Annotated in this window: 14 protein-coding genes; 4 read left to right on the top strand and 10 right to left on the bottom strand. The window is 35.0% G+C overall.

All coding sequences use genetic code 11. The features are described 5' to 3' along the window. Positions 1-7 precede the first annotated feature (7 nt). The 4 genes from ACVFVN_RS00565 to ACVFVN_RS00580 all read left to right on the top strand — a co-directional run bounded on the left by ACVFVN_RS00565 (position 8) and on the right by ACVFVN_RS00580 (position 4,183). Positions 8-898, top strand: a complete 891-nt coding sequence (locus ACVFVN_RS00565; RefSeq protein ID WP_165132635.1) for a 3-hydroxybutyryl-CoA dehydrogenase — start codon at positions 8-10, stop codon at positions 896-898. Positions 899-1,010: 112 nt separating this feature from the next. After that, positions 1,011-2,285 carry a hemolysin family protein gene (locus ACVFVN_RS00570; RefSeq protein ID WP_165132638.1) on the top strand — a complete coding sequence of 425 codons (1,275 nt, stop codon included), beginning with the start codon at positions 1,011-1,013 and terminating at the stop codon, positions 2,283-2,285. A gap of 1 nt (position 2,286) precedes the next feature. Then, positions 2,287-3,642 (top strand): hypothetical protein, encoded by a 1,356-nt coding sequence (locus ACVFVN_RS00575; protein WP_456233727.1) that lies wholly within the window; start codon positions 2,287-2,289, stop codon positions 3,640-3,642. Between the two features lie 298 nt (positions 3,643-3,940). Next, the gene (locus ACVFVN_RS00580; protein ID WP_165132644.1) at positions 3,941-4,183 is read left to right on the top strand and encodes a hypothetical protein; all 243 of its coding nucleotides are present in this window, start codon (positions 3,941-3,943) and stop codon (positions 4,181-4,183) included. Between the two features lie 55 nt (positions 4,184-4,238). Here the strand turns inward: ACVFVN_RS00580 and ACVFVN_RS00585 are convergent, their stop codons facing one another. The 10 genes from ACVFVN_RS00585 to ACVFVN_RS00630 form a co-directional block, all read right to left on the bottom strand. Continuing rightward, a complete protein-coding gene (locus tag ACVFVN_RS00585; RefSeq protein WP_456233728.1) occupies positions 4,239-4,643 on the bottom strand; it encodes an META domain-containing protein in 405 nt (134 codons plus the stop codon). Positions 4,644-4,779: 136 nt separating this feature from the next. Next, the gene (locus tag ACVFVN_RS00590; RefSeq protein WP_456233729.1) at positions 4,780-6,837 is read right to left on the bottom strand and encodes a M13 family metallopeptidase; all 2,058 of its coding nucleotides are present in this window, start codon (positions 6,835-6,837) and stop codon (positions 4,780-4,782) included. A 140-nt stretch (positions 6,838-6,977) separates the two neighbouring features. Next, positions 6,978-7,646, bottom strand: a complete 669-nt coding sequence (locus ACVFVN_RS00595; RefSeq protein WP_456233730.1) for a superoxide dismutase — start codon at positions 7,644-7,646, stop codon at positions 6,978-6,980. Between the two features lie 89 nt (positions 7,647-7,735). Further along, a complete protein-coding gene (locus ACVFVN_RS00600; RefSeq protein ID WP_456233731.1) occupies positions 7,736-8,383 on the bottom strand; it encodes an SCO family protein in 648 nt (215 codons plus the stop codon). Between the two features lie 28 nt (positions 8,384-8,411). After that, positions 8,412-8,675 carry a YHS domain-containing protein gene (locus tag ACVFVN_RS00605; protein WP_165132727.1) on the bottom strand — a complete coding sequence of 88 codons (264 nt, stop codon included), beginning with the start codon at positions 8,673-8,675 and terminating at the stop codon, positions 8,412-8,414. Positions 8,676-8,794: 119 nt separating this feature from the next. Then, positions 8,795-10,051: a CinA family nicotinamide mononucleotide deamidase-related protein gene (locus ACVFVN_RS00610; RefSeq protein ID WP_456233732.1), complete on the bottom strand. Its 1,257-nt coding sequence runs from the start codon at positions 10,049-10,051 to the stop codon at positions 8,795-8,797. A gap of 162 nt (positions 10,052-10,213) precedes the next feature. Beyond that, complete coding sequence (locus tag ACVFVN_RS00615) at positions 10,214-10,588, bottom strand: septal ring lytic transglycosylase RlpA family protein (protein ID WP_165132733.1); 375 nt, start codon at positions 10,586-10,588, stop codon at positions 10,214-10,216. Positions 10,589-11,125: 537 nt separating this feature from the next. Continuing rightward, positions 11,126-12,427 carry a 30S ribosomal protein S12 methylthiotransferase RimO gene (gene rimO / locus ACVFVN_RS00620; protein ID WP_456233733.1) on the bottom strand — a complete coding sequence of 434 codons (1,302 nt, stop codon included), beginning with the start codon at positions 12,425-12,427 and terminating at the stop codon, positions 11,126-11,128. A gap of 115 nt (positions 12,428-12,542) precedes the next feature. Further along, the gene (gene rfbC / locus ACVFVN_RS00625; protein WP_456233734.1) at positions 12,543-13,091 is read right to left on the bottom strand and encodes a dTDP-4-dehydrorhamnose 3,5-epimerase; all 549 of its coding nucleotides are present in this window, start codon (positions 13,089-13,091) and stop codon (positions 12,543-12,545) included. A 60-nt stretch (positions 13,092-13,151) separates the two neighbouring features. Beyond that, entirely contained in the window at positions 13,152-14,111 is a 960-nt protein-coding gene (locus ACVFVN_RS00630; protein ID WP_456233735.1) for a UDP-GlcNAc--UDP-phosphate GlcNAc-1-phosphate transferase, read from the bottom strand. Position 14,112: the final 1 nt, after the last annotated feature.

Consider the following 14,112-nt stretch of genomic DNA (forward strand, 5'->3'; position numbering starts at 1 on the left):
TAAAAAAATGAAAAACATCGTAGTAATAGGTGCCGGCACCATGGGAAATGGTATTGCCCATACGTTTGCACAAACAGGTTTTAGTGTAAGTTTGGTTGACGTTTCTCAAGAAGCTTTAGACAGAGGGATCAAAACCATTACCACAAATCTTGATCGTATTATCGCAAAAGGCAACCTTACAGAAGAACAAAAAGCGGAAACTTTAGGAAATATCACAACCTACACCGCTTTGCAAGATGCTGCTAAAACTGCTGATCTTATCGTGGAAGCCGCTACAGAAAACCAAGATTTGAAACTAAAAATCTTCGGTCAAATGGATGAGTTTTCTCCAGCTAATTGTATTTTGGCAACCAATACATCATCTATTTCGATTACGAAAATAGCCGCTGCGACAAAAAGACCAGACAAAGTTATCGGCATGCACTTCATGAATCCTGTGCCAATTATGAAATTGGTAGAAATCATCAAAGGTTACTCGACATCGCAAGAAACTTACAATGCGGTTGCAGAAATGAGCAAAACTTTAGGTAAAGTGCCTGTAGAAGTTAATGATTATCCCGGATTTGTAGCGAACAGAATTTTAATGCCGATGATTAACGAATCTATCGAAACATTGTACAACGGCGTGGCTGGCGTGGAAGAAATCGACACCGTGATGAAGTTGGGCATGGCACACCCAATGGGACCATTACAATTAGCAGACTTCATCGGTCTAGACGTTTGTCTAGCCATTCTTAATGTGATGTATGACGGTTTCAAAAATCCAAAATATGCACCAAATCCATTGTTAGTAAACATGGTAATGGCAGGAAAATTGGGTGTAAAATCTGGTGAAGGTTTCTACGACTATTCAGAATCAAAAAAAGCAGAAAAAGTTTCGAAAATGTTCTCGAAATAATTTCTTATAAAACTTAAATCTAAAAAGTCACAAACAAAATTTGTGACTTTTTTCATTTAAATACAAAAATTAGCTAGAAAGATTAGTATTTTAGTAAATTCAAAAAAACTCTATGGAACTCCTCATCCTTATTGCATTGATTATTTTGAATGGCGTTTTTGCCATGTCAGAAATGGCATTGGTATCTTCAAGAAAATTCAAGTTGGAAAATCTGAAAAAGAAAGGAAGTCCTTCCGCAAAAGCAGCACTTCAGCTAATCGACAATCCTACCCGATTTTTATCAACCGTACAAATCGGCATTACGCTAATTGGCGTTCTTTTAGGAATCTTCAGTGGTGAGAGTATTACCAAAGATTTAAAAAATTTAATTCTAAAAATAGACTTTCTCGCCGCTTATGCCAACCAAATTGCCGTTTCTGCAAGTGTTATCATCATTACTTATTTTTCGATTGTTGTCGGCGAATTATTTCCTAAAAAACTAGGAATGAGCTTTCCGGAAAGCATTACACTCGTTGTTGCCAAACCTATGAATTTGCTTTCAAAAATTGCTTCTCCTTTTGTTTGGTTATTATCGGTTTCCAATAATTTATTAGCTAAAATTTTTAAAATTGATGACCATGTGGACCATTCGGTTTCGGAGGAAGAAATTGTATCGATGGTGAAAGAAAGTGCCCAAGGTGGCGAAATTCTGAATATTGAACAAGATATCGTAGAACGCGTTTTTGAACTTGGCGACCGAAAAGCAAATGCACTTTATACGCCGAAAAGCGATATGATTATTTTTGACACACAAGATTCTTGGGAAGATATTCGCAACAAAATAAAAGATGGCAAGCACTCCGCCTATCCCGTTTGTGAAAATAATAACATTGATAACATTCTTGGTATTGTAATTATCAAGGATTTGTTTCTAGCATCGAATGCGTCAGATTTTAAAGTTTCAAATTATATTAAAGAACCACTTTATTTTAATGAAACCACAAAAGCTTACCAAGTGCTTCATCAGTTCAAAAAAACTAAAAATCATTATGGCATCGTCATCGACGAATATGGAAGTGTAAAAGGCATCATCACCCTAAATGACCTCATCGACGAGCTGGTTGGCGACACGACGCACGATGAAGAAAAAAATCCTGAAATTAAAAAAATTGCCACCAACACTTGGATCGTAGATGCTGGAATGGACATTTATGATTTTCTGGATTACTTCAACAAAGAGGAGGAGGAAGAACACATCAATAACCAATACAATACCGTGGCAGGCTATATTATCAACAACACGAATAACCTTCCCCAAGTGGGTGATGAGCTGCATATCCATAATCTTAAATATTATATTCTTGAGAAAAACGGACAACGAATTTCTAAAGTAAAAGTTCAAAAATAGTATGATAAATTTTTATTTTCTAAAACATCCTCGATTTTCAAAAATCTGCAATATTGCCATCATCATTTTGACCTATGTCATGATTATCGTCCGCTTTCTGCTCAACGAAAAAGGACGCGTTAATCCAGACTCTATACGATACATGCGTCAGGCAAATATGTTACCCATCATTGACAATACCACTGCGCCTTTAGGCTATCCGTTTGAGATTTGGTTGTTTACGAATTTGGGCTTAGACGAATTTTGGAGCAGCAAATTAGTGGGACTTATCGCCTACACTTTGATGTTGATTTTTGCTTATAGAAAAGACTTTTATTTCAAAGAAGTAGTGATGATGTCGGCATTGTTTAGTTTTGTGTCGGTATTTTCATATACCATGAGCGAAGCGCCCATTCTGCCATTTGTTTTCTTTTTACTGTATTATTCTAAACAAACGATTGATGCTAACATCACTGGAATAAAATCGGTTTTAATGCTAAGTTTGTTATTGATTATTTGTTACAATTTTCGATACAGCGCTTTATTTTTAATGGCTGGTTTGGGCTGGTTTGGGCTTTTAAAAATTAAAACCAGCTATGGTAAATATTTTATTCTTTCTGCCTCACTAGGCCTTATGTTTATCATTGGTTTTAAGTTTTTATATGTTGATTATTTTAATGAAGATTATGTCAATGATTTTCTGAATATTGGTGTTAAACCAACATCATTATTATTAACAGAACTTTGGCAAGGTTTGGCCACAACATACAATCCATTTGTACACATCGCTGATCCATCGGGCGGCATTGTCAATTATGGCATTTACGGCATCGGACTCATTAATATTCTGGTGATTTTATATTTTGTCGCTAAATCAAAAAATACAGCTTTTGACGAATTGCTCCTTTGGACGGGTTTTGTAGGTTTGGCTTGTTCCTTTTTGGTGCAATATTTTTATTCGGTTAACCCAATAGATTATCGTTTGTTAGCGCCTTTCAGTCTTTCCATTTGGATGTACTATTTCAAAAAGCTTATCGAGAGATTTGGGAATTTGGCGTATTGGGTTCCTTTGGGAAGTTTGTTGACGGGTTTTACCTTTACATACTTATCTAAAGGAAATTATCTCGAAAACCGAAAAGAAATAAAGGCTTTTCTAAAATCCGAAAATATGGAAAACACGGACATTTTGTTTTATCTAAAATCTCGTGAAGACCTTGCCAACATCCGCGCTGCCGAAATCATCAGCACGGTTAATCCAAAAATAAATCTGACGTTTTCCGCGAAAGACACCCTGAATCCTCGTGTATTGACGCCCTATCGTGTTGATTCCAAATTAAAGATAAAACGCAACCAGTTCCAAAAATTTGACAAAAAATAATCCTTCTATTTTCTCAAAAACCGGGAATCTTGTAGAACAAAAAATTTGAAAATATGATTTTTTGCGAAAAACGAATTTTAGGTTTTCGGAAAAGTTATTTTTGTTATCTTTGATGCAAGGATTGTGTCTAGACAAAGAATGGATTATCTGCCACCTAGCCCCGATTGTAGTGAAAATCCTTTTTGCGAGAGGCCTTGCCGAGCAAAAATATTGCAACGGAAAGCGGGTAGAATATTCCAAAGCATGTGTCGATGACCTGCTCCTAAAAAAATATTAGAAACTATTAAATTTTATAGATATGACTTTACCTAAGTTTTTATTGGCGGACAACACAGATTTCCCAGAAGATCTTTTTGTAGTACATACAGAATATCCTCGTTTTATCCTTAATGTTGAGGAAGAAGAAGTTGAATGGTTGGACGACCTAGAAGGCGATGACGAGGAGACTTTGGCTAACGAGGCTACAAAAGTGGTTGAAGAGGCCTTCAAATGGTGTGATGCTGAATTGGCAAAATACGATGACGAAGAAGAAGAGGATTAAGAATTTTTAAATACTTAAAATCGAAAAACGGAACTCAAAATTGAGTTCCGTTTTTTTATTTTTTGTTGAATTTCAAAAGTAACAGGTTGTCTTTGTAAAGTTCTAATGTATCGCCACTCACCACATAACGGTTGGCTTGCTGCAACATATTAAGAAAGCCTGTCTCCACACTCATATTAACGCAAGCTTTTCTGGTAGAGCCTACATTGTTAGCGGCAAAAGTTCCGGCTTTTGGATCGATCGCAACATTGGTCGAAAAATAATTGTTACAACCTGTATTACCTGAGATTTTATCAGCCTCTACCACTAAAGTCGGTTGCTCTGTACTAACTTCTTCTGCCAAAATCCAAGAACTTCCCGTAAGGGCTACTTGGTTTCCGCCTTTTTTCACAGAATAGCTAGATGCTGCACAAGATGCTAGGATAAGTGCCGCAGATATTGAAAGAAATAAATGTTTCATAATTTTAAATTTTTGAAGAAAGACAAGTTTTTGTATTTCTTTTTCAAAGATAAAATTAATTTTCTAAAAATAATATATACGCAATAAAAGAGGCGCCGCATCGTAGATGCGGCGCCTTATAAATAAAACCTAGCAATTACCAGATTCTGATTCTTTCTTCTGGTTTTTTATAATGTTTGTCTCCTTCTTTAACATCAAAAGCTTTGTAGAATGCATCCGTGTTAACCAATGGACCAAAACTTCTGAAATAACCTGGCGAATGTGGATCGGTTTTCACTTGATTCACCATATATTTTTCACTCGATAAAGTTCTCCAAACGGTTGCCCAGCTTAAGAAAAATCTTTGATCTTGTGTGTAACCACTGATGTTACCAGGATTCCCTTTATCTTTAAGATACATCTGTAAAGCATCATAAGCGATGTTAATACCACCTAAATCTGCAATATTTTCACCATTGGTAAATGTTCCGTTAACGAAAGTTCCTTTAACAGGTTCGTACTTATCAAACTGACTTGCTAAAGCTTTTGTTGCTTTTTCGAAGTTGGCTTTATCTTCTGGTGTCCACCAATCGACAAGATTACCATCTGCATCGAACTGCGCACCTGAGTCGTCAAAACCATGTGTCATCTCGTGTCCGATAACAGCGCCAATTCCTCCAAAATTAACGGCGGCATCAGCTTCTGGATTGAAGAAAGGCGGTTGAAGAATTGCCGCTGGGAAAACGATTTCGTTATTCAATGGATTGTAATAGGCATTCACCATTTGAGGTGTCATCCCCCACTCCGACTTGTCCACAGCTTTACCAATTTTGTCAAGATCTCTTTGATATTGCCATTCGGTTACATTTTGCAAATTGCTGTACAATGTTCCACCTTTCGCTCCAGAAGTGATATCCAATTTAGAATAATCTTTCCACTTGTCTGGATAAGCCACTTTAACTGTGAATTTGTTTAATTTTTCTAAAGCTTTTACTTTGGTTGTAGATGACATCCAGTTAAGATCGTTAATGTGTACTGCAAAACTTTTTTTAAGATAATCGATAAGTTCTACCATCTGTGCTTTTGCAGAAGCAGGGAAATATTTATCAACATACAATTTACCAAAAGCTTCTCCTAAAACACCATTGATTAACTGATAACCTCTTTTATTAAGCGCTCTCTGTTCTTCTTGACCACTTAGATATTTTCCATAAAATGCAAAACGTTTATCATCCAAAGCTTTAGTTAAATAACTTGCACTGCCATTAATCATGTGGAATTTAAGATAATCTTTAATTAATGGTAGATCTTTGCTGTTAAAAAGCTTGTCAAAATTTTTGTAATAGCCTATCTCACCGATAATCACTTTATCAGTATTAACGCCTACGCTTTTAAGATAAGCCGCTAGGTCAACATTTTTCACCAAAGCTTTCAGCTCAGCCATTGTTTTCGGGTTATACTGTAATGTCGCATCACGTACTTGCTCGTTTGTTAAATAGGTATTTGCGATTTTCTTTTCGAGTTCAACAATACTTTTGGCAGTAACCGTAGAGTTTTTATAACCCAAAACATCTAGCATCGACGCCACATACTTTTGATATTCTGCTAAAGTTTCAGTATTTTTTTCGTTGACTTTTTGGTAATAATCTCTTCCCAAACCTAAAGAAGCATCACCTAAATAAACGGCATTCATTTTAGAATCTTTAAGATCCGCATCTACACCCCAGCCATAAAGTGTATTTTCGCCATCTTTGGTCACAGAAATCAAATAGGCTTGCAGATCTGCCATAGTTTTAATAGCGTCAATTTTGTTAAGGTTAGCTTGGATAGGTTTTATCCCGTCAGCATTACGCTTATCCATATCCATGTAAGTGCCATAAAGATCTTGGATTTTTTTGCCTTCAGTTCCATCATTGAATTTATCTTTCAACAACGAATTAAGAATCGTCATGGAGTTGTTATCTGTATCTTCTGCAAGTTTATTAAAACTTCCCCACGTTGGCTTGTCAGCAGGGATTTTTGCAGTTTTCATCCAAGTGCCACTCACATAATTGTAGAAGTCATCTTGTGGACGGACAGACTTATCCATAAGGCTAATGTCGAGACCTTTATCTTGATTATGATTGATTACTGCTGGTTTTTGAGCCTGTGCGTCCATTGTGTTTACAGCACCCATACCAACCAATAAAAATAGTGAAAATGTAAGTTTTTTCATTTTTAAAATATTTAAAAAATCAGTCGATAGAAATAGAAGTATGTTACATCTAGCACAAAAAAATTACATTAAATTTTAACACAAAAAAACTCACTTCTCCAGGTGAAAAAGCGAGTTGTATATTTTTAAACATTAAATAGTTATTTGGTTGCCATGTCGTAACGTTTTGAGATTTCGTCCCAATTAACAACTTCCCAAAGTGACTTTAAATAATCAGCACGCTTGTTTTGATATTTTAAGTAATAAGCATGTTCCCAAACATCGATACCGAAAATAGGCGTTCCTTTTGTTTCTGCAACATCCATCAACGGATTATCCTGATTGGCAGTAGAAGTAATCGCTAGTTTTTTGTCTGGCGTAACAATTAACCAAGCCCAACCCGAACCGAATCTATCCGCGCCTGCTTTTGCGATTTTTTCTTTGAAAGCATCCATACTTCCAAAGTTGTCAATAATGGCTTTCGATAGCTTTGCGGAAGCTTTGGTGTCTTTTTTAGGCGTTAAAACCGTCCAAAATAGCTCGTGGTTATAATGTCCACCGGCGTTATTACGAACAGCTGGCGATTCTTTAGAAATATGAGAAAGAATTGAAAACAAACTTTCTTTTTCCATAGGTGTTCCTGCGATGGCTTTATTCAAATTCGCGGTATATCCTGCAGCATGTTTGGAGTAATGAATTTCCATAGTTTGCGCATCTACAGCCGATTCTAAAGCATTGTAAGCATAAGGAAGTGGTGATTGTCTAAACTGTGCAGACATAAAAACTGCGGCTACTAGAAAAGAAACTGTGGCTATTTTCAAAACTTTCATTGTATTTATTTTTTTGAATTAAACATTTTAGTTTTATAAAAATAGTCTATTTGTGGGCATTTACAGACATTCTTAACATTAATTAACGATTAACGAAGTAGTTTTTTGATATCTTCAATAAGAATCTCTCGGTCGGGATGGTATTTTCCCACCAAACTGGCTTTGGTTCCCGCTTCATCCTCATAATTCAAACCTGAATAATACAAAATAGGCATGCCGTCTTTTCCAAAACGACAACGGATGTTACCGTCTTTATCTACTAACGCAATTTCGCCGCTATGATTAAGGCTTTCGGCTTTGTCTTTTTGGTCACCAACATAAATATCAAACTTCTTGGCAATTTCACCGATGTAAGTTCTATCACCTGTCAAAAAATGCCAATTCGGAGATTGAGCACCTATTTTGTGCGCATGATTTTTTAGAATTTCGGGTGTATCATTTTCGGGATCTATGCTTATGGAAATAATTCCAAAATTAGGATCGTTAATTTGATCTTCAATATAACGTATATTAGAATTCATCACAGGACAAATTGTAGGGCATTTACTAAAGAAAAACTCCACGAGATAGACTTTCCCGAGCATTTCCTTGTCGGTAATTGTTTGGTTATTTTGATCTTTTAAAGAAAATTCGGGAACCTTCATCACCGTAAAAAGTGAGGCGTTCATATAAGATTTCACACCAAAAATTAAAGCTACAATTAACACGAGAACTCCAACGGAAATCCACCACTTCATTCTTTTTGTGGATTGATCTGGCATGAATTTATTTTAAATAAGAGTCAGGATTTTTTTTGAATTCTTCTTTGCACATCGGACCACAAAAACCATATACTTCGCCTTTATACGTTAAAGTATCGCTAAGATGTTCCGCTGTTTTCATATTACAAATAGGATCTTCAGCGTTGGCCACTTGGATGTTTATTTTATTCCCAGTTTCCATTTCAGTAACTTGCTTTACTTCTAGATTTTTTTCTTTGTTGCAAGCGACTAAAGAAACTGCAAAAAGGATAAATGCTAGGTTTTTCATGATGTTTATTTTTAATAAAATTATATTCTAAAATAGTCGAGATAAAACTCTTTCTGAGCCTTATCTAACAAAACTACTAAAGAAAATTGTGATAAAGCCATTTCTAAAGCTGAAACTTATCATTCGTTGGCTCTGACCAAAATCTCTACCAAATCCTGCAAAATACGTTGGGAAACAAAATTCATAAAATCTGTACGCTCTAGATGTGGTAAATATAAATGCCCAACTTCCTCCATATTTCCCACCCGAATCGCATAATAAACCGTGCCAACATCTTTGCCATCTTCACCTTTGTTAGGACCTGCAACACCAGTGGTTGACAGACAAATATCGGTCCCGAAAAGTTGTTGTCCGCCACGCGCCATTTCCAAAGCGACTTCTTCGCTTACCACGGTGTGTTTTGCAAGACTTTCTTTTGAAACCTTTAAAATAGTCACTTTTTTTTGTGTGGCGTAGGTTACAATTCCGCCAAGAAAATAATTGGAACTTCCGGAAACTGAAGTTATTAATTTAGAAATTTCACCGCCTGTACAACTTTCGGCTGTGGAAATACTAAGTTTTTTCTCGGTAAGAATTTCACCTAGAATTTTCTCAATTTTATCTTCGTAAGTCGCTATAACATGATCATCGATAATTTTTAAAAGCACTTGAATTTGATGTTCAACTTCTTTTTCTAAAATAGATTTATCTTTTCCTGAAGCTGTAATTCTCAGCTTAACACGATTTCCGATTGGTAAATAGGATAAAGAAATATGAGTTGGAAGTTGATCTTCCCAATCTGAAATGCGCTCCGCCAAAATACTTTCTGGAATATTAACCACAGAAACAATACGAGTTAAAATAGAATCCATTTCAAAGCTTTCTTTTATATAAGGAATAATTTTATCCTTAATTAAAGGTTTGACTTCGTAAGGCACGCCTGGTAAAGAAAACACCAATTTCCCATTATCATCAATCATTTGGCAAGGTGCTGTGCCATATTCATTTTGAAAAACCTTAGCTTTCGATAAAACTTCTGCTTGAGAAACATTCAATTCTAATAAATGTTGACGCTTTCTTTTTTGGAGATATTTCGATAAATGTTGGTAGGTTTCTTCGTCTAAAACAAGATTATCATTAAAAAACTCAGCGAAAGCCTTTTTTGTTTTATCATCACGCGTTGGACCTAAACCGCCGGTTGCAATTACCAAATCGGCCGTTTCCAAGGCTGTTTTTAAGCAAGATTTTATGGATTCGAGTTCATCGGAAATCGTAAAAATTTGTTTTACAGAAATGCCGATAGATTTTAGCTCTCTTGCGATGAAGTTAGAGTTGGTATCTATGGTATTTCCAGATAAAATTTCGTCACCGATGGTGATAAGAATTGCGTTTTTCATGAGGTTTTATTTTAAACCGTTTTGTTTTAAAAAAGAAAAAGCAAACTTACATGATACAGGTTTTACTTTTCTACAAATTTTTACTTGAGGATAAAAATAAAAAAAAGCATCCGTAACACAAGTGCTACAGATGCTTTCTTACTAACTAAAATTTTTTTAATCTTAATCGACAATTTCATATTCGATTGGGAGATGTCCTATTGACAAATTTCCAATCTCAGCAAAAGCGGCTTTTGACATATCAAAAGCTCTAGATTTTGTAAAAGGTCCTCTATCATTAATTCTCACTACGACACTTTTACCATTACGAAGATTCGTAATTTTCACTTTTGTCCCAAAAGGGATACTTCTGTTAGCTGCTGTAAAGGCATCGTTATCGAAAATCTCACCGCTAGCTGTTTTTCTACCTTCAAACTTATCGTGGTAGTACGATGCAAAACTTGTTTTGGCATCTGTGGCATCACTCTTGTAAGTGAAAGAGTAAATACCAAGTGTTGAAATCATCATTATGATTACGAGAATGAATCTTTTCATCATTTTTGAATATTTTTAATTGTTTTGACTCCGCAAAGTTATCCCGAAAAGCTTCGAGAGGGAAAACTTAGCACCAACAAGTCTTAAAATTATCTTAAAATTAAATTAACATCCGCTGTAAGTCTTTTATTTACAGCAGTTTTCAGAGTTTGTTAAAAAATGTTAATTTTAATCTTATTTTCTTAAAATTTTAAAACAATTAGAGCTATTACCAAAACACAAAAACCTCTTAAACAATTGATTTTTAGCACATTTTAATATTCAAAGCATAAATGTCAATTTTGACTATTCATTAATTTAAATTGGTTTTTATAAAAAATTTGATATTTTAAAAGGAGGAAACTATTACGGATATCATAAATATCTATAAAGAATCACAAGAATATATTAAAATATTAAAATTAAAAAGCAATAAAAAACCAAAACAAACTGACAATCAACCATTTAAACTAAAACAGATGAAATTTTAAGAAAAATAAGATTTTGCGTAAAAAAAGACCTGAAAATATCAGAGCTTAAATTTTATAATCGAGGTTAATTTTAAATCAATTCACCATACAAATCGAATTCTTCTGCAGAAGTAATCTTCACATTTGCAAAATCACCAATCGAAATATAGGTATCTACAGCAGAAACCAAAACTGTATTATCAACATCCGGCGAATCGAACTCCGTTCTACCAACGAAATAATTACCTTCTTTGCGATCAAAAATACATTTATAAACCTTTCCGATACGTTCTTGATTTTTCTCCCAAGATATTTGCGATTGCAACTCCATAATCTCTTCTACACGGGCTTCTTTAACTTCCTGAGGAACATCATCTTCCAAAACATGTGCTGTTGTATTTTCTTCATGCGAATAGGTGAAACATCCCAATCGGTCAAACCTTTGCTCGCGCACCCAATCTTTTAATTCTAGGAAGCGCTCTTCGGTTTCGCCAGGATAGCCTACAATCAAGGTTGTACGAATAGCCATATCTGGAACTTTCTCACGGAATTTAGCCAAAAGCGCATCGGTCTTTTCGTGTGTTGTTCCACGCTTCATAGATTTCAACAAGTCCGAATTGATGTGTTGCAACGGAATGTCTATATAGTTACAAACTTTCGGTTCTTCACGAATAATGTCCAAAACATCTTCTGGAAATCCTGATGGAAACGCATAATGAAGTCGAATCCAATCGATACCATCAATTTTAGCCAATTCTTTCAGCAAATCGCCTAATGCGCGTCTTTTATAGATATCCAACCCGTAATAGGTAAGATCTTGTGCGATTAAAATCAATTCCTTAGTTCCTTTCTTGGCTAATTTTGAAGCTTCTTCCACCAATTTTTCGATGGGCGTGGAAATGTGTCCGCCACGCATCAAAGGAATGGCGCAAAACGAACATGGTCTATCGCAACCTTCGGATATTTTAAGATAGGCATAGTGTTTTGGTGTTGTTGTAAGACGTTCTCCAACCAATTCGTGCTTATAATCGGCGCCAAGATGTTTTAATAAAATAGGCAAATCGCGGGTTCCGAAATATTGGTCAACATCTGGAATTTCACGAATCAAGTCAGGCTTATAGCGCTCCGACAAACATCCCGTTACGAAAACCTGTTCTACTTCGCCTCGACTTTTGGCCTCGACAAAATCTAGAATTGTATTAATCGACTCTTCTTTAGCATTATCGATAAAACCACAAGTGTTGATCACCACAATATCGCCGCGATCTTCGTGTACGACTTCTTTACCATTGGCTTGTAGTTGGCCCATTAACACTTCGGAGTCGTAGACATTCTTGGAACATCCAAGCGTTACTATATTAATTTTCTTTTTACCTGTTGATTTTGTACGCATTATTATATAATAGATAATTTATGAATATTGATGTTTCGCGATTCCTCACAATGCTCAGAATGCCAATTTGCAAATTTAGGAATAAAAAAAGAACCAAATTTTGGTTCTTTAATATTTATAAAAATTGTTCTTCTTTAAAACTTGGTGAGAGTTTGTCTTTATCCGACAAAATAGCGTCTTCTAAAGGGATTTGCCAATCGATTCCCACATCTGGATCGTTCCACGCAATTGCGCCTTCGGCTTCTTTATTATAAAAATTATCGCATTTATAAGAAAAGACTGCGGTTTCACTTAGTACCGAAAAGCCATGCCCAAAACCTCTTGGAACATAAAGTTGACGTTTGTTTTCTGCGCTTAGTTCTATCCCAAACCATTGTCCATAAGTTTCGGAATCTTTTCTGAGATCTACCGCGACATCAAAAACGCGACCTTCTAAGCAAGATACAAGTTTGGCTTGTGCATGTTCTCCTTTTTGCAAATGAACACCACGGACAACGCCGTAAGAAGATTTAGAAATATTATCCTGAACAAAATGACCGTTAAGACCCGTTAGTTCTTCAAATTTTTTCTCATTGAATTTTTCGTAAAAATAGCCTCTTTTATCTTCTAAAATGCTTGGCTCAATAATATAGCAATCTTTAAGCGGTGTTTCTTTTAATTTCATTTCATCATTTATCTTGTGCTAATTTATCAATATTTGGCTAAATATTAAAAATTATTTGCACTATTTTATGTCATATTTTTTTATTAGGTTTTGTTTTAAAACATTATAAACAAGCGTTCCTATTAACATTAAACCTAATGCAATAATCCACTGAAATGTAAGCGATTGTGATGTTGTATAAATTATTAAAACACCAATTAATAACTGGATTAATCCATAGATCCCTGAAATCAGTAATCGATTTGTTTTATTTTCATTCGCAAAGAATTGATATAAATGAGAGCGGTGTGCTTCAAAAATATTTTCTTTTTTTAGAATACGTCTTACAATGGTCCATACCGCATCTAAGCCATAAACCAAAAGAAATAAGATATAGATAATATTCCCTGTTTGTATAATTAGTTTTGATAATAAAAATAAGATGATAAATGCCATAGCTACCGAGCCTACATCACCAGCAAAAGCTTTTGCTTTGTTTCTAAAATTAAAAAATCCGAAAACTACACAAGAAAGTATGGCGTAATAAATTAAATTCATATTTACAAAAGCAATCGAGTGATTAACAATAGCTAATAAAATAAGTACTGCTAAACTGTTAGAAACTGTAATACCATTAATACCATCCATAAAATTATAAGCATTAATGGTCCCAACGGAAATTACCAAAGCAATAGGGATAATCCACCAAGCTAAAGTGAACATTTCCACTTGATAAAACATTAAAAGCATACTTACCAACTGAACTAAAAGTCGAATTTTGTTGGATAGCGTCATCACATCATCTAGAAAACTCACTAAGCTTATCATGGTTAACCCCAAAAAGAAATAGGGGTATTCGAAACCCGATACAATAAAAAAAAGCAATGCAGCAATGTAAAAAATAATACCACCACCTCGTAAAGTGATTTGGGTATGGGAGCTTCTCTCATTCGGTTTATCGATGATGTTGAACTTGTCTGCTATTTTGAAATAGATGAGTTCTAGGAGGAAAAGAGATATAAGAATGATTAAATATTGCATT

This window comes from Soonwooa purpurea (assembly GCF_053891095.1).